Consider the following 23,704-nt stretch of genomic DNA (forward strand, 5'->3'; position numbering starts at 1 on the left):
TCAGAGCAGCTCGAGGTTGTTCTTCAGCTCCAGCGGCGTGACCTGGCCGCGGTACGCCTCCCACTCCTTGCGCTTGTTGAGCAGCACGTAGTTGAAGACGGACTCGCCCAGGGTCTCGGCGACGAGCTCGGACGTCTCCATGTACTCGAGCGCGTGATCGAGGCTGGCGGGCAGCGCCGCGTATCCGAGTGCACGCCGCTCGGCGTCGCTCAGAGACCACACGTTGTCCTCGGCCTCGGGCGGGAGCTCGTAGCCCTCTTCGATGCCCTTCAGACCCGCCGCGAGCATGAGCGCGTACGCGAGGTAGGGGTTGGCCGCCGAGTCGAGAGCGCGGTACTCGACACGCGAGGAACCGCCCTTGTTCGGCTTGTACATCGGCACGCGGACGAGGGCGGACCGGTTGTTGTGCCCCCACGTCACGAAGCTCGGCGCCTCGTCTCCGCCCCACAGTCGCTTGTAGGAGTTCACGAACTGGTTCGTGACCGCGGAGATCTCGTTGGCATGACGCAGCAGACCGGCGATGAAATGCCGGCCCGTCTTCGAGAGCTGGTACTTGGCGCCCTCTTCGTAGAACGCATTGCGCTCGCCCTCGAAGAGCGACATGTGCGTGTGCATGCCGCTGCCGGGGTGACCGCTGAGCGGCTTCGGCATGAACGTGGCGTACACGCCCTGCTCGATCGCGACCTCTTTGATGACGGTGCGGAAGGTCATGACGTTGTCGGCCATCGTGAGCGCATCGGCGTAGCGCAGGTCGATCTCGTTCTGACCGGGGCCGCCCTCGTGGTGGCTGAACTCGACCGAGATGCCGAGGTCTTCGAGCATCCGCACCGATCGGCGGCGGAAGTCGTGCGCTGTGCCGCCCGGCACGTTGTCGAAGTAGCCCGCGGAGTCGACCGGGACGGGCCCTTCGGGACCGAACGACGACGACTTCAGCAGATAGAACTCGATCTCGGGATGCGTGTAGAACGTGAACCCCGCGTCGGCGGCCTTCGCGAGCGTGCGCTTGAGCACGTGCCGGGGATCGGACACGGCGGGGCGACCGTCGGGCGTCGTGATGTCGCAGAACATGCGTGCGGTCGGGTCGATCTCGCCGCGCCAGGGAAGAGTCTGGAACGTGGTGGGGTCGGGCTGCGCGAGCAGGTCGGACTCGTAGCTGCGCGTGAGGCCCTCGATGGCCGAGCCGTCGAAGCCGATTCCCTCGGCGAAAGCACCCTCGACCTCGGCGGGCGCGATCGCCACCGACTTGAGCGTGCCGATGACATCGGTGAACCACAGACGCACGAACTTGACGCCGCGCTCCTCGATCGTCCGGAGGACGAAATCCCTCTGCTTGTCCATCGTCATTCTGCGCCCTTGCCGATTCCGGAGTCCCAGCCGCTCTCGGCGGCCTCCTCATCGGCCCAGGCACGGGAGCGCTCCTTCAGCTTCTCGGGGGCCCGGGATGCCTCGGCCTCCGTGTCGAAGGGGCCCACACGATCGGCGGATGCGGAGATCATGCCGAACTCCACCTGACCGGTCTCCAGGTTGTACCAGTACTTCTCATCGCCGTTCGACATGGCAGATCCCCTTCATCACGTGGTGTCATCGATCCTACTGGCGCGGAGCACCTGGCTAAGCTATCGATCATGGCAAAAGCGATCGGCGTCGACATCGGCGGCACGGGTATCAAGGCAGGCATCGTCGACCTCGAGCACGGGACCATGGCATCGGACAGGGTGCGCGTCCCCACTCCTGAGGGCGCGTCTCCGCAGGATGTGCTGCAGGCCGTCCAGACGGTTCTCAAGACGCTCGACGTGCACGATTCGACTCTTCCCCTCGGCGTCGCGTTCCCCGCGATCGTCAAGCGCGGCAAGACCCTCTCGGCCGCCAACGTCTCGAAGGAGTGGATCGACTTCGACGCCGAGCGGTTCTTCCGCGACGGCCTGGGTCGCAACATCGTCTTCGTGAACGACGCGGATGCCGCCGGAGTCGCCGAGGCCCGTCACGGCGCGGCGCGCGATGTGCGCGGCTTCACGCTGCTCACCACCCTCGGCACCGGCATCGGCTCCGCGTTCCTGAACGACGGCGTCCTGCTGCCGAACACCGAGCTCGGACACCTCAACTTCGGCGAGTACGAATCGGTCGAGACGTACGCGGCGACCTCGGCACGGGAACGAGAAGGACTCTCGTGGGCCGAGTGGGCCGAGCGTCTGCAGAAGTTCTACTCGCACATCGAGTTCCTCTTCAGCCCCGACCTGTTCGTCGTCGGCGGCGGCGTCTCGAAGAACGCCGGAGACTTCCTGCCTCTGCTCGACCTCAAGACCCCGATCGTCCCCGCGATCCACCGCAACAACTCCGGCATCATCGGCGCGGCGTCGCTCGCCGGCGACTGACCCACCGGCACGAACCCTCACGAGAGAAGGCCCCGCTGAGTCAGCGGGGCCTTCTCTCGTGTCTGAGGCGAATGGGCCGACCTGTACGCCGGGTTCTGTTCCGGGGTTCTTCGCCCCTTCGACGGCCATCTCTCTCGGCGACACGTTGCCGTGGCACTCTAGCGGTCTACCCGAGGACTCGGCGAGCCGCGTCATCATCCTCTGTCTGACCTTGCTCCGGACGAGGTTTACCTGGCGGGCCGTGTCACCACGGCCCCCGGTGGTCTCTTACACCACCCTTTCACCCTTACCCCTTGCGGGGCGGTCTGCTCTCTGTGGCACTGTCTCGCGGATCACTCCGGGTGGGCGTTACCCACCGTCCTGCCCTGAGGAGCCCGGACGTTCCTCGGTGCGGTTGCCCGCCACGCGACCGTCCAGTCGACCCATTCGCAGTCCCAGTCTACGCGGGCGTCACTTCTCTGCGGACTCCGCGATGCGCAGGTCGAGGGGCACGTCGATCGGGAAGTCGCCGAACAGCCGCCGTGTCGCCACGGCCGCTGCCTCACGCACCGCCTCCGCCGCCGCTTCGGCCTGCTCCGCCGGGACGTGGAGGATGACCTCGTCGTGCAGGAAGAAGGCCAGGTGCGCCCTGGTGGCGAACGCCGCGGATGCCGGTGCGGGCCGCTCGGCCTCGGGAAGACGCTGCAGACGATGCCTGATCTCGGCGAGCCAGATCAGCGACCACTCCGCTGCGGTCCCCTGCACCACGAAGTTGCGGGTGAACCGGCCCCAGTCCCGCGCGCGTCGGCGTGCGATCGCGACCTCGGCCGGATCCGCGTCGGCTCCGGTGGCGCGCGCCTGCATCCCCTCCCACTCCTCCGAGGGCCGCGGCGACGATCGACCAAGCCACGTCGACACGATGCCGCCGTCCTCGCCGATGCGGGCCGCCTTGTCGACGTGGGCCATCGCCCGCGGATAGACCTTGCGCAGCCGCGGGACGAGTCGGCCGCTGTCGCCCGTCGTGGCACCGTACATCGCTCCGAGCACGGCGTACTTCGCCTCTTCCCGCGTGGCGACCGCGCCGGATTCGACGACGCCGGCGTAGAGATCGGTGCCCTGCGCCGCCCGGGCCATCGCCCGATCGCCGGCCATCGCCGCGAGCATCCGCGGTTCGAGCTGCGCGACGTCGGCCACCACGAGAGTCCACCCCTCATCGGCGCGCACCGCTGCGCGCAGAGTGCGGGGCAGCTGCAGCGCCCCTCCGCCCGCCGAGGCCCAGCGTCCGGTGACGACTCCGCCGGGGATGTAGACGGGCCGGAAGCGCCCCTCGCGCACCCACTCGGCGAGCCAGGCCCACCCGTTCGCGCTCAGCAGCCGTGAAAGCTTCTTGTAGGCCAGGAGGGGCGGGACGACGGGATGGCTGTGCTGCGCGAGCTCCCATCGGCCGGTCGACTCGACCTGCACTCCCACCCGGTGGAGCGCGCGGAGGAGCTTGGGCTGACTCTCGAGGTTCAGCGTGGGGTCGCTCAGGATCGATCGGATGCGATCCCCCTCGGCGACCATCCGGCTCGGGATACCGCCGGCGATGGGGCGTGTGCCGAGGATCTCGGTGAGGATCTCGTCGTGCACCCTCTCGTTCCAGGGCAGGCCGGCGGCCCGCATCTCCTCGGCGATGAGTCCGCCCGCCGATTCCGCGGCGGCGAGCAGGGTGAGACGTCCGTCCTTGCCGTCTCTCAGAACGCGGCGCTGCTCCCGGTACTGGTCGAGCGCCTCGGCGACGGGATCGTCGGCATCGCCCTGATCGACGACGTCGAACAGGGTCGGCGTGTCGTCGACGGGGTCCCTCCGCACCCACGACGACGAGGGGGCCAGCGGCCGGGCGACCTTGTCGGTGTCGCGGAGGATGGCATGGCACAGCAGCAGGTCGTGCGAGCGGCCGAGGAGGACTCGCCGCTCGAGGAGCACGGGATAGATCTCGCGCGCGCTGCGGATCACCCAGCGGGGCGGATTCGCGCGCTCCTGGGCCGCGACCCAGTCGGGCATCTCGGCCGCGGGGAGATCGACCCTGCTCCGCTCGGAGTCGTCCTGATCGAGCTCGATCGCGGTGTAGCCGTCTCGCCCGACCGCGAGCAGCATGACACGACGTTCGGCCGACGGCCGCTGCGTCACCGCCCCCGCGCGCGCGGCGCGAGGATCACAGTCCCGATTCCTCGGTGCGCACCAGGATGCAGCCACACTCGGGGCAGGAGACGACCGCGTCGTCAGCCGCGCGGCGGATGTCGTTGAGGTCCGTTCCCGGGAGCAGCATGCGGCAGCCTTCACAGGTGCCGCGCGTGAGGAGCGCCGCACCGGCGCTGTTGGCCGCGCGACGCGTGTACTCGGCCAGGAGCGGGGCGGGGAGCGACTCGGTGACCGCCTGACGGTCGCGCGCGAGCTGCGCGCCGAGCTCGGTCGCCGCCGCGACGTCGGCCTTGGCCTGCGCGGTGAGGGCGCTGCCTTCGGATGTCGTGATGTCGAGCAGCGCCTGCTGCGCCGCCACCGCAGCGTCGGCGTCTTCGACCCGTGCCATCACGGCCAGCTCGATGTCCTCGAGGTCGCTCTGGCGCCTGGCGAGGCTGGCGAGCTCGTGCTCGAGGGCCTGCGCCTCTTTGGCGTTCGTCGCCGCGGCGAGGCGTTCGGAATCACGCGTACGGCGCTGCTCGACGAGAGTCACGTCGGACTCCAGGCGCTTCAGCTCGGTGCGCGCGTCGTCTCGGGTGCCGGTGAGCGTGGTGAGCTCACGCAGCTGCTCCTGGCGGATGGCGACGAGCTCGGCGATGCGAGCCGCCTGAGTCGGCTTGGTCCGCGCCCGCTCGGCCTGCGCGATGCGCCGGTCCAGGTCGGCGACGTCGAGCAGGATGCGCTGGTGTTCGGAGCTGGCGTTCACGCTCTCAAATCTACCCGTTGCGAGGTCGGGCCCATCACCCGATCTCGCCGTCGACGTAGAACCACCGACGGTCGTCTCGGACGAAGCGGCTGCGCTCCCGCAACGATCCGCGCTCGCCGCCCAGCCGCCAGAAGGCCTCGAACTCGACCACGCCGTCGCGGTCGAACGGGCCACCGGCGACGCGGTCGACGATCACCAGACGGCGCCAGTGCAGATCGTCGTCGAGATCGATGTCGGTCGGGCGCGTCGACGCGTGCCAGCTCGCCCGCAGATGATCCGCGTCGCGCAGCGCGAAGGCGGTGTAGCGCGAGCGCATCAGCCGTTCGGCGGTCGGCGCCGGTGCCCCGTCGAGAAGCGGACCGCAGCAGGCACCGAGCACGTCACCCGATCCGCACGGGCAGCGGGACGACTCGTCGCGCATCCCGTCATCGGACGCCGTGTTCTGCGCTCCCGTCATGCCCCCAGCGTACGCTGGCGCCATGACGGCTCTTCCTCACTTCACGGCCCACAACGGATTCTCCCTTCCCGCGCTGGGGCTCGGAACCTACGCACTGAACGGCGACGCGGGCGCGGATGCCGTGGCGACGGCGATCGGCGCCGGCTACCGCCTCATCGACTCCGCGTTCAACTACGAGAACGAAGGCTCCGTCGGCCGCGGCGTGAGAGCGGCGGGGATCGACCGCTCCGAGTTGATCGTGACCACGAAGCTCCCCGGTCGCCACCATGCACGGGCGAAGGCGCCGGCCAGCATCGAGGAGAGCCGCTCACGACTCGGACTCGACGCGACCGATCTGCACCTCATCCACTGGCCGAACCCCTCGCAGGACGAGTACGTGCAGGCGTGGGAGTCGCTGGTCGACGCGCAGCAGCGCGGCATCGTCCGCCAGATCGGCGTCTCGAACTTCCTGCCCGAGCACCTCGAGCGCATCGAACGCGAGACCGGCGTACGCCCCGTCGTCAACCAGATCGAGGTGCATCCGTACTTCCCCCAGGACGAGCAGCTCGCCTACCACCGGGAGCACGGCATCCTCACCGAGGCATGGAGCCCGCTCGGCCGCGCGAAGGAGCTGATCGAGGAGCGCGTCATCGCCGAGATCGCCGCGGCTCATGGCATCTCGCCGGCGCAGACCGTGCTGGCATGGCATGTGGCGCGCGAGACCGTCGCGATCCCGAAGGCGTCGTCTCTCGAACACCAGCAGTCGAACCTCGCCGCGGCGACGGTCGCCCTCGACACCGCAGAGGTCGAGGCGATCACGGCGCTCGGCCGCGCCGACGGACGACTGTTCGACGGCGACCCCGCGACCCACGAGGAGTCCTGAGCCACGGGCCGCAGCACGCGTCCGTCGACCCTCGGTCGTCGCCGCGATCGCTCCTGGAGTGACGCGCTCCTAGACTGACGGGATGCTCGTCGTCGCCGGGATCCGCATCACCCCACGGACGGCACGGGTGTACTTCGGCGTCCAGGCGCTGGCCGGCGCTCTGTGGTGGACGTCGGTGTTCGTGTCGGACGCGGTGCGGGCCGCGACTCTCGGCGAGCTGCCGGTCGCACTCGTCGCCGCCGCCGACATCCCACTGTTCGTGATCGGGTCGGCACTGGTCGCGGCGGGCGTGCGCCGCGCGCTGTGGATCGTCGTGCCCTGGACGCTGCTGGTCGCGGGCGGGATGGCCGTCTACGCGACGGTGACGACGGATGCCGGATGGGGCGCGCTGCTGATGGTGCTGGCGGGCGCGGCGAGCCTCGGCGCGGGGATCGTCATGGCGGTCGGGCGCGCACCGGTGGAGTGGGTCGTGACCGGTCCCTTCGCGTTCCGCACGGCGGCGACCGTCGGAACGAACCGGATCCTCGCGCGCACCGGTCTGCAGACGCTGCTCTTCTGGGGGATGTTCCTCGTGGTGCTCCCCCTCGCGATCTCTTTCCTCGAATCACGCTGGATGCTGAGCGTCGACGTCCCCCTCCCCGTGCGCGCCACCGGCGGCGTCGTGCTCGCCGCCGCGACGGCTCTGGGCGTGTGGTCGGCCGTGTCGATGTCGGTCGACGGCGACGGCACGCCTCTGCCGTCGCAGATGGCGCGTCGTCTCGTGGTCGCCGGGCCCTACCGTCTCGTGCGCAACCCGATGGCCGTGGCCGGTATCGCCCAGGGGGTCGCGGTGGGGCTGATCCTCGGCTCGTGGATGGTCGTCGCCTACGCCCTGTGCGGCTCGGTGATCTGGAACGCGGTGGTGCGCCCGCTCGAGGAGGCCGACCTCGCGGAGCGCTTCGGCGCGGAGTACGCCGACTACCGCTCCCGGGTGTCGTGCTGGGTGCCGGTCAGACCCGCTGCGTACCGAGCACCCTGAGCAGCTCGAGCTTGCTCGCCGCTTCGCTGCCGGGCGCCGCGGTGAGCACCACGAGCGCCTGCGACTCGTCTTCGGTGAAGAGCGCCTGGCAGTCGACCTCGATCTCGCCGAGATCAGGGTGGATCAGCACCTTGTGCAGCTCGAAGCGTCGACGCACCTCGTGCACGGCCCAGAGCTCGGCGAACTCCGCGCTGCGGGCGGTCAGCTCCCGGACGATCTCGCCCGCCCTCGAGCCGTCGCCCAGCGCTCCGTACGCGGCCCTCAGCGAGGCCACGTGCACTCGGCTGTGCCGTGCGTGCGCGGCGGCGGGATAGCGTCGACGCTCATCATCGGGATACGCGAACCAGCGATAGATGCCGCTGCGATCCAGTCCCTCCAGCGCGCTCGCATCGCCCAGCAGCGCCCGAGCAGCATCGTTCTGCACGAGCACCTCGTCGAGGACCGACACCACGAACGCCGGAGTGTCGTCGAGGCGGTCGAGCACGCGGAGCATCCCCGGATGCACGTAGTCGGTGAACAGGGTGCGATCCGGCGCGCTGTGCCCGCTCACGCGGTGCAGGTAGTCGCGCTCGTCCGGGGTGAGCCTCAGCGCTCGCGCGAGGGAGGCGACGATCTGCACGCTGGGCTGCGGTCCGCGCCGCTGCTCGAGCCGAGAGTAGTAGTCGGTGGACATCGCCGCGAGCTGAGCGACCTCTTCGCGTCGCAGACCCGGCGTCCTCCGACGGGCGCCTGCACTCAGCCCCAGGTCACCGGGCTGCAGCTGCTGCCGCCGCCGCACGAGGAACTCCGCCAGCGCATCTCTGTCCATCACAGAAGTATCCCGCGCCCGCCGCCGCCCCATCCAGGGACCGCCGATCCCTGGATCACCCGTCTCTGGAGCGGTCCGACGCATCCGCCGAGGGTGGAACCATGAACATCAGCGGAAACACCATCTTCATCCCCGGTGCGACGAGCGGCATCGGACTCGCCCTCGCACAGCGCCTCACCGAGAGCGGCAACACGGTGATCGTCGGAGGTCGGCGCACCGGGCTCCTCGCACGCATCGCGACCGAGAACCCCGGCATCCGCACCGTCGAGATCGACACGACGGACGCCGAGAGCATCCGCTCCGCCGCGCGCACTGTGCTGGACGCGCACCCCGACCTGAACGTGCTGATCACGATGGCGGGGATCATGCGGGCCGAGGACTGGACCCACCCCGAGAGCATGCTCGAGACGGCTGAGGCCACGGTGACGACCAATCTGCTCGGGCCGATCAGGCTGATCGCCGCGTTCATGGATCACCTCCGATCGATGCCCGACGCGACGATCATGACGGTGTCGTCGGGGCTCGCGTTCGCGCCCCTGCGAGTGACGCCCACCTACAACGCCACGAAAGCGGCGATCCACATGCTGAGCGAATCGCTGCGGCTGCAGCTCGACGGGTCCTCCGTGAAGGTCGTCGAGCTCGAGCCGCCGGCCGTGCGCACGTCTCTCATGCCGGGCCATGAGACGAACGAGACGGCCATGCCGCTCGACGAGTTCGTGTCAGAGGTGCTCGGCCTCATCGACGCGCAGCCCGACGCGACCGAGATCCAGGTGGAGAGCGTGAAGTTCCTGCGCTACGGCGAAGCCCGCGGCGACTACGCCCAGGTGGTCGCGACGCTCAATCGCGTCGACCCGCACGCCCGCTGACTCGACGGTCGTGGTCGGCGTCGCCCTCAGAGAGCGGCGTCGACCGCGGACTCGGCGGTCCGGTGACGGAACGTGAAGCCCGAGGCCTCGAGCACCGCGGGGCGGACGTCGGCGTCGGACAGGAGCAGCGAGTCGGCCGCCGCCGCGCTGAGCCCGAGACGCAGCGCGAAAGCCGGCGCCGGGACCCAGAACGGTCGACGCATCCGCCGGGCCAGCGCGCGGCCGATCTCGTTCGCGGAGGCCGGCGTCGGGCCGGTGAGATTGACCGGTCCGACGCACTGCTCGTCGATGATGTGTCGGATCGCGCGCACCTCGTCGTCGAGCGAGATCCACGGCCACATCTGCGTCCCCGGTCCGATAGGACCCGCGACGCCGAAGCGCGTGAGCTGGATGAGCGGCTTCAGGACGCCGCGCCTGTGGATGATCGGCGCGGTGCGCAGCAGTGCCACCCGCGCACGGTCGCCCGCCCGCTCGGCTTCGTCCTCCCACCGCACGCAGAGCTCGGCGAGGAACGTGTCGCCCGCGGGCGAGGCCTCGGTCAGCGTGGCGCCCGGCGCGGATCCGTAATAGCCGACGGCGGAGGCCGACACGAGGGCCGGCGCATCGTCGCCCAGGGCTCGCACGGCGGTCGCGATCGTGCGCGTGGTCGTCAATCGCGACCGCACCAGCTCGCGTCGATAGCGGGGTGTCCACGGCAGGCGACCGACGCTCGCACCGCCGAGTGCGACGACCGCGGTCGCGCCGGCGAGGACCTGCGGGTCGAGCTCGTGTTCTCCCGGTGCCCACTGCACCTCCCCCGCGCGGCGCGGCGGACGGCGCACGAGCGTGGTGACGTCGACCGCGTCCTCGCGCAGTGACGCCGTCAGCGCCGTGCCGATGAGTCCGGATGCTCCGCTGATGACGATCCGCTGTGCCATGGCCGCTCCTGCCTTCTGGGGGCTTCGCCCGTGTCGAGTCTGTCACGCGCCGGTGCGGCACGGGCCGGCTGACCATCGGCGAGATCGGAGAGCGGATGTCGGAGCCCGTCGGTACCGTCGTGCGCGTGACCGAATCCGTTCAGGCCTGGTGGGCGAGACGCCAGTTCTCCAAGGGGCGAGAAGTGCCGTACGAGCGGGGCACCTACCGCGCGGCGTGGGCGGCGTACCCCGAGCTCATCCGGCAGTACCACCCCGAGCTGAACGACGGGATCGCACTGTCGCAGGTGCCTCTCGCCGCCGATGTGCTGCTGTGCTGGGAGTGCCGTGTCGGACACCGATTCGCTGCGACGCCGACCGAGCAGCGCGAGCGCCCCGGGCGTGTGCGCCGCCAGTCGGCGTGGTGTCCCGACTGCTCCTCGCTGGCCCGCCCGCAGCCCGTGATCCTCGGCGGGGCCAGGGCGATCCCGCGGCGACCGAAGCCGCCGGCCTCCCCGCTGTGCACCAAGACTCCCCCGCTGCGCACGGGCGAGGCGTTCCGCAGCGCGTGCGCTCCCGCACCGGCATCGGCCGCAGAGGGTCGACTGCGGCAGATGCTCGGCGCACGCATCCTCGTCTCCTCCGAGGTCAACGCCGTCAAGATCGCACGTCCGTTCTTCCGTCACACCGAGGTCTGGCCCGACATCGTGTTGCCCGAGCTGCGCGTCGCGATCGAGTACGACACGGTCGGGCGACACGGACTCGAGCACGTCGGGAGACGCCAGGACTCCGATCTGCGCAAAGACCGGCACCTGCGTTCCGCGGGCTGGGAGGTCGTGCGCATACGCACCGGGCGGCTGGAACCCCTCGGTCCGTACGACCTGCAGATGTCGTCGGTGTCGGCGCAGGGCATCGAACGGATCCTCGCCATGCTCCGCGACATCCGCGGGCCGCTGATCGTCGACGCGTATCTGACCGAGGCCTGACCGGCCCTCGTCCGACAGGTGCCTCAGCGGCGCAGCATCCGCCGCCGGACGGCCTCCCACTCGGAGGTCTTGAACGAGGCGGCTCCCGCCGCGACGATCTGCGCGTTGCTGTGGGGGCCCATCTCCGGGCGCATCGTGAGCCCGCCGACGACGAGGCTCGGGATCTCGCGGGCGATGCACGCGATGCTGCCGCGCACCAGCAACTCGGCCGTCTGCTCGGGAGAGGTCGCGGCCCCGATCACCGAGTCGTCGTGGGCGAGCAGCGTCTCGTTCCAGAACCGCTGCGGCCCCTCGGGGTCGAGTGTGTACCGCAGCAGGCCCTGCGGGGCGGCCTCGACGACCATCTCGATGGCGCCGTCGACCGGCACCTCTGCAGGCATGCGCTCACTCATGACCAGTCCCCCGACTCGAGCGGTCCCACGCCGCTGTCGGCTCAGGATACTGCCGGCGAGCGGTTTGTCACAGGCGCAGAATTTTCTTCGCGATCCGCCTTACGGAGCGCCGGATCCTGCCGATAGTCATTGTGGGGAGAGGAACGAGACAGTCGGAGGACCTGTGACAAGCACTTACATCGAGACGGGTGGACACGTTCGCGTGTACGACGATGCCGTCCGCACGCATCAGATGTTCCCGCTCGGAACCTATCGGGTCCACTTCTCCTCGAAAGAGGGGTTCAGCCTCATCAAGATCGACGATCTCACCGTCGGTGACGAGCGCGTCTACGGCGGCCGCGACCGCAAGGTCGCGAAGATCTTCCGCTCCTACGCACTCGCGGAGCGCAGCCTCGGCGTGATGCTCTCGGGCGACAAGGGCATCGGCAAGTCCCTGTTCCTGCGCATGGTCGCCGAGGCCGCCCGCGAGCAGCGGCTGCCTGTGGTGGTGGTGACCGAGGACCACGACGGCATCGTCGAGTTCCTCGACAGCCTCGACGAGTGCCTGATCGTCTTCGACGAGTTCGAGAAGATCTTCCCCACCGGTCGCCGCGGCACGGCAGACGGCGGGAACCGCCAGAACCAGTTCCTGTCGCTGTTCGACGGCCTCTCGGCGGTGAAGCGCATCTACTGTCTGACGGTCAACGACGTGGCAGATGTGAGCACGTACCTGGTGAACCGGCCAGGCCGGTTCCACTACCACATGCGGTTCGAGTACCCCGGGCCCGACGAGGTCCGGCAGTACCTCATCGACCAGGCGCCGAACGCACACCCCGACGAGATCGAGAACGTCGCTCTCTTCTCGCGTCGAGCACGGCTGAACTACGACCATCTGCGCGCCATCGCGTTCGAGCTCCAACAGCCGGACTCGCTGTTCGCGGAGGTCGTGGAGGATCTGAACATCAAGTCGATCGAACCCAGCACGTATCGCATCGAGGCGCGCTTCCCCGACGGCAAGGTCTGGTCCGACGAGGTCGAGATGAACCTGTTCGAACGCGGAGACGTGGGCCGCACGTTCGAGCTGCGCAATGCGACGCGCTCGATCTTCGTGTCCTTCACCCCGAAGGACCTGATCTTCGAGCCCGACGGCGGAATCTTCGTGCCGATCACACGACTCGACATCCTCGACGATGAAGACGAGGAACCCGAGATCTACCCCACCTCGGTCGCTCTCACATTGGTCGGGCAGGCGACATACGGCTTCGGACTGTGATCGGGGCGGCGGTCACACGCCGAGGGGCTGAGGCACCAGTGCTCGCGTGAGGCTCCGCCCGCCGGCGGCGATCCGCGACAGATACGCGTCGAGGGTCGGGCCCGCGGAACGCGATGCGGGCGGCGCGGGACTGCGCCGGTCGTCGGCATAGTGACGCTCGAGGGCGTCGCGGAGCATCCGCACGCCTTCGGCACGCTGTTGCGAGATCGCGGCATGCGAGACCCCGAGCTCCTCGGCGAGTTCGCCCACCGTACGGTCCTCGAAGTAGATCGCGCGCACGATGTACCGCCGCCGTTCGGGCAGCGCGTCGACGGCGCGGTGCAGCAGGTCGTCGCGCTCGGCGGAGATCGCCAGCTCGTCCGGAAGGAACCCCGGCCAGACGACCTGATTCGCCTCGCCCGCATCGAGGCTCGTGATGGTCAGGAGCTCAGCGTCGGCGAGGCTCTCGCGCACCTCGCTCGGCTCGATGCCCATGGCGGCCGCGATCTCCGACGCGAGCGGAGTGCGACCGAGGGAGGCACCGAGGGTCTCGCGCACCCGCGTCGTCTGACGCGCGCGAGCGCGGATGTCGCGCGGAGCCCAGTCCATCGCGCGCAGCTCGTCCCTGAGCGCCCATCTGACGCGACGTGTCGCATAGGCCCCGAACGGGACCCCCAGGGTCGGGTCGAAGCTGTCGGCCGCGCGGATCAGGGCGAGCGAGCCTGCAGAGGCCAGGTCGTCGCGGGAGACATGAGTGAGCCGGGATGCCACATCGGCGGTCGCCGACCCCACGATGTGCAGGTGATCGACGACGAGCTGGTTGCGTGTGCGCTGATTCATTGCACACCGCCCTTTCCACTGTCAGCGCAAGTCCTCCCCAGCGACTCACAGTGCGGCCACACCCCAGCGACCAGACGTCCGTTCGTCTCCATGCTAGAGCCGCCGAGGGCACGAAAGATCCCCGATGGCCGAAACCACCGGGGATTCTCGTTTACGTTCAGATAACGATGTTCAGTCGTTCACCTTGACCCGACGGTTCACCTCGCGCGTCGCCGAGAACTTGAGCACCGTGTAGTCGGTGACCTCGGCCGAGTCCTCGTTCTTGGCGAACTGCACGCGGTGTCCCTTGTGCGTCTGCGGATAGAACTTGCCGAAGTTGGTGAGTGTCACCGTGTTGCCCTGGCTGACCAGGTCGAGCAGCTCGTCGATCATCGCGTTGTACGCGGTCTGCGCGGCATGAACGGAGATCCCACCCCGTCGTGCGAATCTCTGCACGAACTCACGCTTGCTCACGCGGTTGGCCTCGAGCGTCCTTGAAGTGCTCATCTGCTTACCGTCCCAATGGTTTCGCTCGTCACCGAGCGTCTTGCGCTGTACCCCTACCAGCGGCGCCCGCGGCGCGACGACATCGAAATCTCCGTCGACGACCCCGGGATGTGCCAGTACCCCAGCCTGTGCTCTTCGAGGGTAGACCCTCTTCCTTGATATACGCAGTGAACTTCGAGATCCCCTGATCTTCGAAGGTCTTCTCCGCCGCGCTACTGCGCCAGCGCAGGTTCCTCACGCGCAGCCGCTCGCACCGCTGCGCGCATCCTCCTCGCGAGCCGGACCGAGCCGTCGATCTGATCGAGAATGCTCCGTCCGTGCGCGTCGGGGTGCACCGACAGCTCGCTCCGCCGCAGCGTCTTCGTGTTGACGACCACGGCGCCGTCGTCGATCAGCAGGTCGGCCCGGATGCCGTAGGCACGGCCGACGACGACTCCGCCGGAATCGACCAGGTCGCTGACGTTGTCGCCGGCGGCGCGCTCGATCGCCGCGAACTGCCCGGCCGAGTAGGGGGCCGAGTTCGCTGGGCGCCCGTCCGTCGCCCCGCGCACGAGCGCGAGATCGGTCTCACCGGGTGCGCGACGGTCGCCAGGGTGCACGCGCGCGTCGAGAAGATGGGTGATGACACCGCCGTGCACCTCCACATGGTCGTCGTGAGCCAAGACGACGATGTTGACTCCCCGCGTCGCCCCCGCGCCGTGGATCCTGGATCGAAGATCTACCACTTCGTGTTCTCCTGTGACTTCGTGGCGACGGCGCAACAACGCGGCCGTCGTCGTGTCGGACTCGTCGGATCAGCCGCCGAGACGGGCGCGGATCGGATAGGACTGATCGTCGAGGATCACCTGCGCCGCGAGTCCCGTCTGGGCATGGACGATGATCGGAGCGCGGAGGTTGAGGAAGACACCCTCGTCCGACGGGTTGGCCACGACGAACACGAGGAGATCGCTCGCATCGGCGGCTCCGATCTCGGCACGGACGTCGTCGGAGAAGACCGGGGCGTATCCGACGTCACCCGAGTGGGCGTCGAGGAGGAAGAGACGGACGTCGGCGTCGGTCGCGCGCAGCGCGTAGAGCCCGTCCGCCCCCTCGATCTGCTCGAGGCGGAACGTCGTGTACGGACTCAGACCGTGCATCGGAGCGACGAACTCGACGTCGGTGCGCGGGGCCTCGGTCGCGGCCGCAGCCGCCGACGGGTGGGGGGCGGTCATCGCAGGAACTCCATGAGGTTGGTCTGCAGCGACCGTGCCGTCACCTGCAGGGCGGACTGGAAGACGAGCTCGGCGGACTCGAGGTTCACGAGCACTTCGAGGGTGTCGACGTTCTCGACCTCGGTGCGCCGCGCCTCGAGGTCGATCGAGACCGACAGGTTCTGGGCCGTCGCGCGCTCGAGCTGCACCTGACGTGCCCCCGTGGCGCCGCGTGCCGAGACCACGTCCTTCAGACGCGCATCGACGTCGTTGAGCCGTGCACCGATGTCCGCACCCCCGCGCAGCTCGGCGGCGATGTCGTTCAGAAGCGCGAAGGCGCTGTTCGCTCCCTGGCCGAAGGCCTGCGCACCGTCGTAGTCCACACGCACCGTCTCGTTGTCGCTGATGCGGCGCTGCACGCCTTCTCCCGGCGCGCCGTTGAACGCGAAGGTCGCCGGATCGAACGCGGCACCCGCGTCACTCGTGCCGGCGAAGACGTTGCGGCCGAGCAGCGTGGTGTTCGCCTGCGAGAGCAGCTCCTTGCTGATGGTCTCGAGCTCCTGCGCGATGGATTCGCGCGCGGTCGGGCTCAGGGCACCCGAGTTCGCACCCTGCGCGACGAGGTCGCGAGCGCGGTTGAGGAGGTCGGTGCTGGCGCCCAGCGCGGTGTCGACCGTCGTGACCCAGGCCATGCCGTCGTTGAGGTTGCGTGCGAACTGCGCGACGCGGGACTGCTCGCCGTGCACGCCGATGGTCGTCGCCGCGGCCGCAGGGTCCTCGCTCGGTGAGCGGAAGGCACGCTGCGACGCCGCCTGGTTCTGCAGCCGCTCGCGATCGGCGAGATTGGTCTGCAGGGTCCGCAGCGACTGCTGCGTCATGGTGGTGCTCGTGATGCGACCGATCATGATGTCTCCCGAGGTCAGCGGCCGACGAGGCCGGTGCGATTGATCAGCAGGTCGAGCGCTTCGTCCATCGCGGTGAGCACACGCGCCGCCGCCTGGTACGCCGTCTGATAGGTGAGCAGGTTGACGGTCTCCTCATCGCCGTCGACCGATGCGTGGGACTGCTGGGCGGTGACGGCGGCGACCGCGCCCATGTCGGCGATGTCGGCGCGCTGCAGATCACCGGCCACGGTGACGGCGAACCCGGTCACGAAGCTCGTCCAGGTCTTGCTCGGTCCCGTCGCGGACGCGCCCAGGGCGCTGATGCGATCCGCGATCGTGGTGTCCTTCGCCCCGGCACCCGGAGCCGCGAGCGCGAGGTCGTCGAGCCCGGTCGGGATGACCCGCAGACCGAGCGCGGCCGGCCCCGCGGCATCGAGCGCGAAGAAGTCGCCGCCGGCAGCACCCGAGGAGGTGACGCCGCTGCGGTGGACGTCGTTCACAGCCGTGGCGAGGGCGGTGGCCGTCTGGTTGTACGCCGCCGCGACCGCTGCGAGCGATCCGCCGTCGGCGGCCGGAGCGAGGGCGCTGATCGTGCCGCCGATCACTCCGCCGGTGATGGGCACGGCGACGCCGGGGCGGTCGGCCCAGGCGACGACGATGCGACCCGCATCCGCGATCTCGCGCGGTCCGCTGGTGACCAGCGCGCGGCTGGCGTCACCGGAGACGAGGGCGTTGCCGTCGACCCGCATCGTCAGGGTGCCGTCGACCTCGACGACGCCGGTCGCCCCGATCGCCGTCGAGATCTGCTGTGCGAGGACGTTGCGCTGATCGATGAGCTCGTTGGCGTTGCGCCCGGCGTTGAGCGCATCACGGATCTGGCCGTTGAGCGCGGCGACCTGACCGGCTGCCGAGTTGACATCGGCGATGTCGCGGTCGACCTGACCGCGCAGGTCCGTCCACTGCCCGGCGATCGTCTGGTAGCCCGCCGCGATCTGACCGATCAGGACCTGCGCATCGGTGAGCACGACCTGGGCCGCGGCCTGATCCGGCGTGTTGGCGAGGTCGGACCAGCCTGCCCAGAACCGGTTAAGATTCGCGGCGAGGCCGTCTTTCGTGGGCTCGGCCATCGTGTTCTCGGCCTGGCCGGCGGCACTCGCCCGCGCCGACCAGAAGCCGGAGGTCGCGAGCGCGTCTCGGACGCGGGCGTCGAGGACGTTGTCTCCGAGTCGGGCGACGCCCGTGACGGCGACACCCGCTCCGGCGCCGAATCCGGTCTTCCACAGCCCGGAGAGCCCCGGAGCAGACACGGGGGCCTGATCGACGCGCTGCCGCGTGTACCCCGTGGTGGTCTGGTTGGCGATGTTCTGACCGGTGACGGTCATGCCCGCGCGCGCCGCGGTGAGTGCGGATTCGGCCAGGCGGAGTCCTGCGAAAGACGACATGGTCACCTCACATCCGTGTGTCGAGGAGACGCGCGTCCGCATCGCGGACGACACCCCCTGTCGGGTCGTATTCCCCGGTCGGCTCGCCGAGGCCGGCGATGGTCTCCTGCGTCACGCGGATCGCCGTCCGCAGTCGCTGCTCGTTGATCTGCTTCATCTGCTGGATCTCGTCCGCCAGCGCGATCATCGTGGTGAGGTGCCCGGAGAGCACCTCACGCCAGGCGTCGGTCGGCGCGGCGTCGATCAGTTCGCGGAGCGAGGTGGCCTCGGGCACTCCCCATTCGTCGGCCACGGTGACGACGAGCGCATCGCGCGAGAGGGCGACGGTGGGCATGGCCGCGATCACGCGTTCGATCTCGTTCGCGGCGTGACGGATCCACCGGTTCCGTCCGGTCGCGAGCAGCATCTGCTGCTCGTCCAGCTTGAAGAGCAGCAGTTCGAGCATCTCGCGCTCGCGCATCAGCTGCATGCTCAGATCGTGAGCAGCCACGGTTCGTCACCTCGTCAGTCGCGTTCTTCCTGACGGGATTGCCCGTCATGTCGACGACTATCGCGACAACACGCCCGGCAGTAACTCTCTCGACGACTTCCCGGCGTCGCCGACGACGACACGGGGATCACCACGGTCACCGTGGCTCAGGAGGTCGCACGCACCCGGCCCAGTGCGCCCCGCAGCGCCGTCTCCGCGGCGTCGTCGGACGAGGATTCGACGGCCGCCTGGTTGGCGTCGCTCACGGCGACCACGATCTCGGCGCGGTGGATGCGGGTGTCGCGCGGGGCATCGATGCCGATCCGCACTCCGCCGGGGGTGACCGCCAGGATCGTCACCGTGATGTCGTCGCCGATCACGATGCTCTCGTTCGCGCGCCTCGTCAGTACCAGCATGCTCGTCGTCCGCCTTCCCTGGCTTGTGCGCGTGCGCACCGTACTCGAGCAAACATACTGTATTCCACTCGTAAATGAGTGGAACGTACGCTTACGCCGTCGCGCTCGGCAGCGCAGACCGCGTCATGCGGACGACGCCGACCACATCGGTCGCCATGCCTCCCGCCGCGGCCTCGTCGTACGAGAGCACCGGCAGCCCACTGACCTGCGGCGCGACGAGCCGGCGGACGGCCTGCCGCAGAGACGGTGCGCAGACGAGGACAGGCTCCGGACCGAGCTGGTCCAGCTCGGTCACCGTGCGACGCACACCGTCGATCACCTGCATCGTCGCCTCGGGCGTGAGCACGATCTGCGCCTGACCGTCGATCACGCGCATGCCCTCGAGCATCTGCTGCTCGAGCATCGGATCGAACATGATGACCCGGATGCGTCCCTCTTCGGCGAAGCGGGCGGCGATGGCGGGCCCGAGCGCCGCCCTCGCCGCGTCGATGAGCGCCGGCGTCTCGGTCGACGTCTTGCCGCGCAGGGCCAGCGCCTCGTAGATGCGCGCCAGGTCGTTGATCGGCACGCGTTCTGCGAGGAGACCCGCGAGAACCCGTTGGATCGCCGCGAGCGAGAGCACGGCCGGGGTCAGCTCCTCCACGGTCGTGGGACTCGACTGCTTGAGGTGCTCGGTCAGCTGTCGCACGTCTTCGAGCGAGAGCAGTCTGTCGGCCTGCCCCTGCACGACGTCGGACAGGTGGGTGATGATGACGCTCACCCGGTCGATCACCGTGGCACCCGCCATGTCCGCGGCGTGCGACATCTCCGTCGGCACCCACTTGCCCTCGAGTCCGAACACCGGATCGACCACCGCGGTGCCCGGGAGCTGCTCGAGTCCGGTGCCGAGCGCGAGAACGTGTCCACGGGGAACCGACCCTCGGCCGACCTCGACACCCGCGATGAGGATGGCGTAGGTCTGGGCGGGCAGGTCGATGTTGTCCCGCGTGCGCACCGGCGGCATCAGGATGCCGATGTCGAGTGCGAGCTTGCGTCGCAGCGACTTCACCCGTGTGAGCAGATCGCCCGCTCCCCCGGATGCGAGATCGACGATGTCCGGCGACAGGGAGATCTCGAGGGCGTGGACGCGCATCCGGTCCATGAGCTCCTCCGGCCCTTCCGCGGCGGAATCGCTCGCCTCCTTCTGCAGCGCCTCGACCTCGAGCTCGGCCTCGCGGACCTCGTTCGCCTTCACCCGCGACGCGGCGAAGAGCAGCACCGCGCCGATCGCGAGGAAGACCACCAGCGGCATCCCCGGGATGAATCCCATCGCGATCGCCGCGAGGCCCGTGATCACCAGGGCGTTGCGCGACTGCATCAGCTGACGTGCCGCGGCCTGACCCATCTCGGACTCGGCGTTCTCGCGAGTGACGATCATGCCGGTGGAGACGGCCATCAGCAGTGCGGGGATCTGCGTGACCAGACCGTCGCCGATGGTCAGGATGCTGTAGGTCTCGAACGCCTCGCCGACCTCCATGCCGTGCTGCAGCATGCCGATCACGATGCCGCCGACGAAGTTGATCACCACGATCACGATGCCCGCGATCGCATCGCCCTTGACGAACTTCGACGCGCCGTCCATCGCTCCGTAGAAGTCGGCCTCGGCGGCGACCTCAGCACGACGCTGCCGCGCTTCGGTGTCGGTGATGAGCCCCGCGTTGAGATCGGCGTCGATCGCCATCTGCTTGCCGGGCATCGCATCGAGCGTGAACCGTGCGCCGACCTCGGCGACGCGCTCGGCGCCCTTGGTCACGACGACGAACTGGATCACGGTGAGGATCAGGAAGATCACCGCGCCGATGACCAGCGATCCGCTGATGGTGATCTGTCCGAACGCCTGGATCACCTGTCCCGCGTGCGCCTCGCTCAGCACGAGCCTGGTCGAGGCGACGTTCAGCCCGAGCCGGAACAGGGTCGCCACCAGCAGCAGGCTCGGGAACACCGAGAAGTCGAGCGGCTTCTTCACGAACATGGCCGTGAGGAGGATCAGCAGCGCGAAGGAGATGTTGAGCACGATCAGCACGTCGAGCAGCGGCGTGGGTATCGGGACGATGAGCAGCAGGATGATTCCGACGACGCCGACGGGCACGGCTCCCTTGGACAGCAGCTGACCGATCATGCGGCCCTCACCTTCGCGTTCCGGTTCTCATCGATTCGTGTGCGTCCTGTCTGCGCCGGTCGCCGCCGGTCGCTCACAGTCCCCGCTCCCGTGTGCTGGCGAACGGCATCGTGTGCGTGCCGCGCGCCGATCCGCGTCGCTTGAGATGCTCGATGAACGCGAGCACCTGCGCCACGGCGGTGAAGAGCTCCTCGGGGATCTCGCGCCCGATGTCGCAGGCCGCGTGCAGGGCCCGGGCGAGCGGGACGTCGCGGATCATGGGCACGCCGGCCTCGTCCGCCTTCTCCCTGATCTTCTGCGCCACGATCCCGGCTCCCTTGGCGACGACCCGGGGGGCGGACTTGCCCGGCTCATAGCGCAGCGCGACGGCGACATGCGTCGGATTCACGAGCACGACATCGCTGTCGCCGACCGCCGCGATCATGCGGTTCCGGCTCATCGCGATCTGGCGAGACCGCCGCTGCGAGCGGACGAGAGGGTCGCCCTCGCTCTTCTTGTGCTCGTCCTTCGCCTCGTTCTTCGTCATGTGGGTGTGCTTGCGGTTGCGGCGCATGACCACGGCGACGTCGAGCGCCGCGAGGATGATGCCGACGACGACCGCGACCTGCAACAGCGCGGCCGCTCCCCCGGCGGCCTGCTCGATCAGCCAGGTGATGTTGTGGCTGCCGCTGGCCATCAGCACCGGCACGAGTCCCGACACCACGACCCACAGCGACACCCCGATCGCGACCGTCTTCAACAGCGCCTTCGCGCCCTCCCAGAGCGCCTGCTTGCCGAAGACCCTCATGATGCCCGCGGCGAGATTGAACTGCTCGGTGCGCATGGTCACGCCTCGCAGGTGGATGCCGCCCTGCGCCACCGCCGTGGCGGTGGTCGCGAGCAGGACCACGACGAGCAGGGGAAGCAGGATGCCGCCGAGCGACCCGAACGCGGCGCCGAGCGCATCGAGAGCGGCGTCGTCGGTCGGCTGGTTCGCGGCCTGCGTGACGCCGAGGAACAGCTCGGTCAGCACCTGCGTGCTGGACGAGATCGTCGGGAGGATCATGACCGCGGCGGCGCCGATGCACACCCAGGCCGTGAAGTCCTGGCTGCGCCCGATCTGGCCCTTTCTGATCGCTTCCTTCAGGCGTCGCTCCGTGGCCTTCTCGGTGCGCTCGCCGCTGCCTCCGTCACTCATCGGGTCACCTCCACGAGCAGCGTGGCTGCGGTGTCCGCGATGACCGCGACGACAGCGGGGAGCGCGGCGTAGACGAAGCCGACCAGCAGCAGCGTGAGGCCGATCTTGATCGGGAATCCCAACGCGAAGGCGTTGAGGGCCGGGGCCACCCGCGACACGAGCCCGAGACCGACGTCGGCGAGGAACAGCACGATCAGCAGCGGTCCGGCGATCTGCACGGCGCTGAGCATCATCTGCCCCGCCGCGCCGACGAGAGCGTGCGCGGGTTCGGCGAGGTCGAGCATCCCGGAGACCGGCACGGCGTCGAAGGAACGGAAGAGTCCGGCGAGCACGAGCTGGTAGCCGTCGGAGGCGAAGAGCAGCACGATCGCGGTCATCTGGAAGAGCCGCGTGAACTGAGCGCCGTTGATCGCCATGCCGGGGTCGAACGCCTGCGCGAGCTGGAAGCCGCCGAAGGTGTCGATCAGATGACCTGCCCCCTGGATCGCACTGAACAGCGCCATCACGAGAAAGCCCAGCAGCGCGCCCGTGAGCGCCTGCCCGACGAGCGCGAAGAGGAATCCGCCGGTGTCGAGTCGCTCGTAGCCCACCGTGACGACCGGCGAGACCGCGAGGGCGAGTCCCACGCCGAGCATGGCGCGGATGCGCATCGGGATCGTGCCGTGGCTGAACGGCGGAGCGATGACCAGGAAGGCCGTTATGCGCACGCAGGCGAGGGCGGTCGCCTCGAGCCAGAGGAAGTCGATCGGGATGTTCATCCGCCGCCGTTCAACAGCGACGGGATGCGTGCGAACATCTCGTTCGTGAAGGCGATGAGCTCGGCGATCATCCACTGACCACTCACGAGCAGCGCGATGCCGACGGCGATGAGCTTCGGCACGAACGAGATCGTCATCTCCTGCACCTGGGTGATCGACTGCAGCAGCGAGATGGCGAATCCGACGACGAGCGCCGTGATCAGCAGCGGCGCGCACAGCTTCGCACCGACGATCAGGGCAGCGGTGCCGATGTCGATGACCGCTTCGGGAGTCATCCGCCACCCCCGCTGTACGACTGCACGAGCGCCGTGATCACCATGCCCCAGCCGTCGACGAGGAGGAACAGCAGGATCTTGAAGGGCAGCGAGATCATCACGGGCGGAAGCATCATCATGCCCATCGACATCAGCGCACTGGCGACGACGAGATCGATCACGAGGAACGGCACGAAGACGATGAAGCCGATGAGGAAGGCGGCGCGCAGCTCGCTGATCATGAACGCGGGGACGAGGGTCTGCAGCGGGATGCTCGAGGGATCGGTCGGGTTGTCGAGCTGAGCGGCCCGATACATGAGCGCGATGTCCTCTTCTCGCGTGTAGGCCAGCATCCACTGACGGAGCGGCTCCTGCGCGAGTTCGAACGCCCGGCCGAAGTCGATCTGCCCCGCGGTGAAGGGACTCACGGCGACCGTGTTGATGTCGGTCAGCACGGGCCACATGATGAACAGGGTCAGGAACAGGCTGAGGCCGGCCAGCACCTGGTTCGGCGGGATCGACGGCAGCGACAGCGCGTTGCGGGTCAGCGCGAGCACGACGAAGATCTTGGTGAAGCTCGACATCATCAGCAGCAGCGCCGGCGCGACGCTGAGCACCGTGATGCCCAGCAGCGTCATGATGCTGTCGGACGGCGTGCCGTTGATCCCGTTGATCGTCACGCCCCCGTTGCCGCCGCCGTCGTCGACGGTCTCGGTCGGCAGGATCGCCGCCGCCGCGTGCGCTCCGGAGGCGCTCAGCAGCACGAAGACCGCGGCGACCGCGCCGGCGATGAGGACGAGCAGACCCACACGTCGCGACAGACGGCACGCGCGCGGAGGC

At 69.0% G+C, this 23,704-nt stretch carries 27 protein-coding genes and 1 other RNA gene; 6 read left to right on the forward strand and 22 right to left on the reverse strand.

All coding sequences use genetic code 11. The features are described from left to right. Both glnA and HWD99_RS06460 read right to left on the reverse strand, forming a co-directional pair. Entirely contained in the window at positions 1–1,338 is a 1,338-nt protein-coding gene (gene glnA / locus HWD99_RS06455; RefSeq protein ID WP_241795389.1) for a type I glutamate--ammonia ligase, read from the reverse strand. 2 nt (positions 1,339–1,340) lie between these two features. Continuing rightward, a complete protein-coding gene (locus tag HWD99_RS06460; protein WP_241795390.1) occupies positions 1,341–1,556 on the reverse strand; it encodes an SPOR domain-containing protein in 216 nt (71 codons plus the stop codon). A 69-nt stretch (positions 1,557–1,625) separates the two neighbouring features. On the opposite strand from HWD99_RS06460, the gene ppgK reads away from it, so the two are divergent. Continuing rightward, complete coding sequence (gene ppgK / locus HWD99_RS06465; protein WP_241795391.1) at positions 1,626–2,372, forward strand: polyphosphate--glucose phosphotransferase; 747 nt, start codon at positions 1,626–1,628, stop codon at positions 2,370–2,372. Between the two features lie 68 nt (positions 2,373–2,440). Here the strand turns inward: ppgK and rnpB are convergent. From rnpB to HWD99_RS06485, 4 genes are all read right to left on the reverse strand, one after another. Continuing rightward, positions 2,441–2,797: RNase P RNA component class A (rnpB, locus tag HWD99_RS06470), an RNA gene on the reverse strand. A gap of 25 nt (positions 2,798–2,822) precedes the next feature. After that, positions 2,823–4,487 carry a bifunctional 3'-5' exonuclease/DNA polymerase gene (locus HWD99_RS06475; RefSeq protein WP_241795392.1) on the reverse strand — a complete coding sequence of 555 codons (1,665 nt, stop codon included), beginning with the start codon at positions 4,485–4,487 and terminating at the stop codon, positions 2,823–2,825. 58 nt (positions 4,488–4,545) lie between these two features. Then, positions 4,546–5,277, reverse strand: a complete 732-nt coding sequence (locus HWD99_RS06480; protein WP_241795393.1) for a zinc ribbon domain-containing protein — start codon at positions 5,275–5,277, stop codon at positions 4,546–4,548. 34 nt (positions 5,278–5,311) lie between these two features. Further along, on the reverse strand, positions 5,312–5,734 hold the full coding sequence (locus tag HWD99_RS06485; RefSeq protein WP_241795394.1) for a YchJ family protein: 423 nt from the start codon (positions 5,732–5,734) through the stop codon (positions 5,312–5,314). A gap of 22 nt (positions 5,735–5,756) precedes the next feature. On the opposite strand from HWD99_RS06485, the gene HWD99_RS06490 reads away from it, so the two are divergent. Together HWD99_RS06490 and HWD99_RS06495 are read left to right on the forward strand one after the other, a co-directional pair. Beyond that, the gene (locus HWD99_RS06490) at positions 5,757–6,596 is read left to right on the forward strand and encodes an aldo/keto reductase (protein WP_241795395.1); all 840 of its coding nucleotides are present in this window, start codon (positions 5,757–5,759) and stop codon (positions 6,594–6,596) included. A gap of 82 nt (positions 6,597–6,678) precedes the next feature. Continuing rightward, the gene (locus HWD99_RS06495) at positions 6,679–7,614 is read left to right on the forward strand and encodes an isoprenylcysteine carboxylmethyltransferase family protein (protein ID WP_241795396.1); all 936 of its coding nucleotides are present in this window, start codon (positions 6,679–6,681) and stop codon (positions 7,612–7,614) included. On the opposite strand, the gene HWD99_RS06500 is transcribed toward HWD99_RS06495, so the two are convergent. Next, entirely contained in the window at positions 7,586–8,422 is an 837-nt protein-coding gene (locus HWD99_RS06500) for a helix-turn-helix transcriptional regulator (protein ID WP_241795397.1), read from the reverse strand. The two genes, HWD99_RS06495 and HWD99_RS06500, sit on opposite strands and share 29 nt — an antisense overlap. Before the next feature lie 101 nt (positions 8,423–8,523). Here HWD99_RS06500 and HWD99_RS06505 point away from each other — a divergent pair, with 101 nt between their 5' ends. Continuing rightward, positions 8,524–9,288 (forward strand): SDR family oxidoreductase, encoded by a 765-nt coding sequence (locus HWD99_RS06505; RefSeq protein WP_241795398.1) that lies wholly within the window; start codon positions 8,524–8,526, stop codon positions 9,286–9,288. A gap of 26 nt (positions 9,289–9,314) precedes the next feature. On the opposite strand, the gene HWD99_RS06510 is transcribed toward HWD99_RS06505, so the two are convergent. Beyond that, positions 9,315–10,205: a TIGR01777 family oxidoreductase gene (locus HWD99_RS06510; protein ID WP_241795399.1), complete on the reverse strand. Its 891-nt coding sequence runs from the start codon at positions 10,203–10,205 to the stop codon at positions 9,315–9,317. Positions 10,206–10,300: 95 nt separating this feature from the next. Here HWD99_RS06510 and HWD99_RS06515 point away from each other — a divergent pair, with 95 nt between their 5' ends. Continuing rightward, complete coding sequence (locus HWD99_RS06515) at positions 10,301–11,167, forward strand: zinc-ribbon domain-containing protein (protein ID WP_274617981.1); 867 nt, start codon at positions 10,301–10,303, stop codon at positions 11,165–11,167. Between the two features lie 23 nt (positions 11,168–11,190). On the opposite strand, the gene HWD99_RS06520 is transcribed toward HWD99_RS06515, so the two are convergent. Beyond that, positions 11,191–11,559, reverse strand: coding sequence for a hypothetical protein (locus HWD99_RS06520; protein ID WP_241795401.1), 369 nt, complete (start codon positions 11,557–11,559; stop codon positions 11,191–11,193). A 163-nt stretch (positions 11,560–11,722) separates the two neighbouring features. On the opposite strand from HWD99_RS06520, the gene HWD99_RS06525 reads away from it, so the two are divergent. Further along, positions 11,723–12,811 (forward strand): AAA family ATPase, encoded by a 1,089-nt coding sequence (locus HWD99_RS06525; protein ID WP_241795402.1) that lies wholly within the window; start codon positions 11,723–11,725, stop codon positions 12,809–12,811. A 12-nt stretch (positions 12,812–12,823) separates the two neighbouring features. Here HWD99_RS06525 and HWD99_RS06530 read toward each other — a convergent pair whose 3' ends face one another. The 13 genes from HWD99_RS06530 to fliP all read right to left on the reverse strand — a co-directional run bounded on the left by HWD99_RS06530 (position 12,824) and on the right by fliP (position 23,685). Next, positions 12,824–13,630, reverse strand: coding sequence for a sigma-70 family RNA polymerase sigma factor (locus HWD99_RS06530; RefSeq protein WP_241795403.1), 807 nt, complete (start codon positions 13,628–13,630; stop codon positions 12,824–12,826). A gap of 171 nt (positions 13,631–13,801) precedes the next feature. After that, on the reverse strand, positions 13,802–14,116 hold the full coding sequence (locus tag HWD99_RS06535) for an HU family DNA-binding protein (protein ID WP_241795404.1): 315 nt from the start codon (positions 14,114–14,116) through the stop codon (positions 13,802–13,804). Positions 14,117–14,328: 212 nt separating this feature from the next. Further along, entirely contained in the window at positions 14,329–14,841 is a 513-nt protein-coding gene (locus tag HWD99_RS06540; protein ID WP_241795405.1) for a hypothetical protein, read from the reverse strand. Between the two features lie 69 nt (positions 14,842–14,910). Then, positions 14,911–15,327, reverse strand: a complete 417-nt coding sequence (locus HWD99_RS06545; protein ID WP_241795406.1) for a flagellar assembly protein FliW — start codon at positions 15,325–15,327, stop codon at positions 14,911–14,913. Then, entirely contained in the window at positions 15,324–16,211 is an 888-nt protein-coding gene (gene flgL / locus HWD99_RS06550; protein ID WP_241795407.1) for a flagellar hook-associated protein FlgL, read from the reverse strand. Before flgL ends, HWD99_RS06545 begins: the two co-directional genes overlap by 4 nt. A 14-nt stretch (positions 16,212–16,225) precedes the next feature. Then, the gene (gene flgK / locus HWD99_RS06555) at positions 16,226–17,632 is read right to left on the reverse strand and encodes a flagellar hook-associated protein FlgK (protein ID WP_241795408.1); all 1,407 of its coding nucleotides are present in this window, start codon (positions 17,630–17,632) and stop codon (positions 16,226–16,228) included. Positions 17,633–17,639: 7 nt separating this feature from the next. Next, a complete protein-coding gene (locus tag HWD99_RS06560; protein WP_241795409.1) occupies positions 17,640–18,122 on the reverse strand; it encodes a flagellar protein FlgN in 483 nt (160 codons plus the stop codon). 146 nt (positions 18,123–18,268) lie between these two features. Continuing rightward, positions 18,269–18,517, reverse strand: coding sequence for a carbon storage regulator CsrA (gene csrA / locus HWD99_RS18475; RefSeq protein ID WP_274617982.1), 249 nt, complete (start codon positions 18,515–18,517; stop codon positions 18,269–18,271). A 91-nt stretch (positions 18,518–18,608) separates the two neighbouring features. Further along, positions 18,609–20,675, reverse strand: coding sequence for a flagellar biosynthesis protein FlhA (locus HWD99_RS06570; RefSeq protein WP_241795410.1), 2,067 nt, complete (start codon positions 20,673–20,675; stop codon positions 18,609–18,611). Positions 20,676–20,748: 73 nt separating this feature from the next. Continuing rightward, entirely contained in the window at positions 20,749–21,852 is a 1,104-nt protein-coding gene (locus tag HWD99_RS06575) for a flagellar biosynthesis protein FlhB (RefSeq protein ID WP_241795411.1), read from the reverse strand. Continuing rightward, the gene (locus tag HWD99_RS06580) at positions 21,849–22,610 is read right to left on the reverse strand and encodes a flagellar biosynthetic protein FliR (protein ID WP_241795412.1); all 762 of its coding nucleotides are present in this window, start codon (positions 22,608–22,610) and stop codon (positions 21,849–21,851) included. The genes HWD99_RS06575 and HWD99_RS06580 overlap by 4 nt, the downstream gene beginning before the upstream one ends. Continuing rightward, positions 22,607–22,885 (reverse strand): flagellar biosynthesis protein FliQ, encoded by a 279-nt coding sequence (gene fliQ / locus HWD99_RS06585; RefSeq protein WP_241795413.1) that lies wholly within the window; start codon positions 22,883–22,885, stop codon positions 22,607–22,609. Before fliQ ends, HWD99_RS06580 begins: the two co-directional genes overlap by 4 nt. Beyond that, on the reverse strand, positions 22,882–23,685 hold the full coding sequence (gene fliP, locus HWD99_RS06590) for a flagellar type III secretion system pore protein FliP (RefSeq protein WP_241795450.1): 804 nt from the start codon (positions 23,683–23,685) through the stop codon (positions 22,882–22,884). Before fliP ends, fliQ begins: the two co-directional genes overlap by 4 nt. Positions 23,686–23,704: the final 19 nt, after the last annotated feature.

Origin of the sequence: Microbacterium sp. C5A9 (assembly GCF_022627955.1) — a bacterium.
Lineage (GTDB): Bacteria > Actinomycetota > Actinomycetes > Actinomycetales > Microbacteriaceae > Microbacterium.

What these genes read in the sequence shown, in the direction of transcription:
- HWD99_RS06475 (WP_241795392.1), bottom strand. Translation starts at nt 4,487, where the DNA reads ATGCTGCTCGCGGTCGGGCGAGACGGCTACACCGCGATCGAGCTCGAT.
- flgL (WP_241795407.1), bottom strand. Translation starts at nt 16,211, where the DNA reads ATGATCGGTCGCATCACGAGCACCACCATGACGCAGCAGTCGCTGCGG.
- HWD99_RS06490 (WP_241795395.1), top strand. Translation starts at nt 5,757, where the DNA reads ATGACGGCTCTTCCTCACTTCACGGCCCACAACGGATTCTCCCTTCCC.
- ppgK (WP_241795391.1), top strand. Translation starts at nt 1,626, where the DNA reads ATGGCAAAAGCGATCGGCGTCGACATCGGCGGCACGGGTATCAAGGCA.
- HWD99_RS06530 (WP_241795403.1), bottom strand. Translation starts at nt 13,630, where the DNA reads ATGAATCAGCGCACACGCAACCAGCTCGTCGTCGATCACCTGCACATC.
- HWD99_RS06500 (WP_241795397.1), bottom strand. Translation starts at nt 8,422, where the DNA reads ATGGACAGAGATGCGCTGGCGGAGTTCCTCGTGCGGCGGCGGCAGCAG.
- HWD99_RS06535 (WP_241795404.1), bottom strand. Translation starts at nt 14,116, where the DNA reads ATGAGCACTTCAAGGACGCTCGAGGCCAACCGCGTGAGCAAGCGTGAG.
- HWD99_RS06570 (WP_241795410.1), bottom strand. Translation starts at nt 20,675, where the DNA reads ATGATCGGTCAGCTGCTGTCCAAGGGAGCCGTGCCCGTCGGCGTCGTC.
- HWD99_RS06510 (WP_241795399.1), bottom strand. Translation starts at nt 10,205, where the DNA reads ATGGCACAGCGGATCGTCATCAGCGGAGCATCCGGACTCATCGGCACG.
- HWD99_RS06485 (WP_241795394.1), bottom strand. Translation starts at nt 5,734, where the DNA reads ATGACGGGAGCGCAGAACACGGCGTCCGATGACGGGATGCGCGACGAG.
- HWD99_RS06460 (WP_241795390.1), bottom strand. Translation starts at nt 1,556, where the DNA reads ATGTCGAACGGCGATGAGAAGTACTGGTACAACCTGGAGACCGGTCAG.
- HWD99_RS06515 (WP_274617981.1), top strand. Translation starts at nt 10,301, where the DNA reads ATGTCGGAGCCCGTCGGTACCGTCGTGCGCGTGACCGAATCCGTTCAG.
- HWD99_RS06575 (WP_241795411.1), bottom strand. Translation starts at nt 21,852, where the DNA reads ATGAGTGACGGAGGCAGCGGCGAGCGCACCGAGAAGGCCACGGAGCGA.
- HWD99_RS06520 (WP_241795401.1), bottom strand. Translation starts at nt 11,559, where the DNA reads ATGAGTGAGCGCATGCCTGCAGAGGTGCCGGTCGACGGCGCCATCGAG.
- glnA (WP_241795389.1), bottom strand. Translation starts at nt 1,338, where the DNA reads ATGGACAAGCAGAGGGATTTCGTCCTCCGGACGATCGAGGAGCGCGGC.
- fliQ (WP_241795413.1), bottom strand. Translation starts at nt 22,885, where the DNA reads ATGACTCCCGAAGCGGTCATCGACATCGGCACCGCTGCCCTGATCGTC.
- csrA (WP_274617982.1), bottom strand. Translation starts at nt 18,517, where the DNA reads ATGCTGGTACTGACGAGGCGCGCGAACGAGAGCATCGTGATCGGCGAC.
- HWD99_RS06545 (WP_241795406.1), bottom strand. Translation starts at nt 15,327, where the DNA reads ATGACCGCCCCCCACCCGTCGGCGGCTGCGGCCGCGACCGAGGCCCCG.
- HWD99_RS06495 (WP_241795396.1), top strand. Translation starts at nt 6,679, where the DNA reads ATGCTCGTCGTCGCCGGGATCCGCATCACCCCACGGACGGCACGGGTG.
- HWD99_RS06505 (WP_241795398.1), top strand. Translation starts at nt 8,524, where the DNA reads ATGAACATCAGCGGAAACACCATCTTCATCCCCGGTGCGACGAGCGGC.
- flgK (WP_241795408.1), bottom strand. Translation starts at nt 17,632, where the DNA reads ATGTCGTCTTTCGCAGGACTCCGCCTGGCCGAATCCGCACTCACCGCG.
- HWD99_RS06580 (WP_241795412.1), bottom strand. Translation starts at nt 22,610, where the DNA reads ATGAACATCCCGATCGACTTCCTCTGGCTCGAGGCGACCGCCCTCGCC.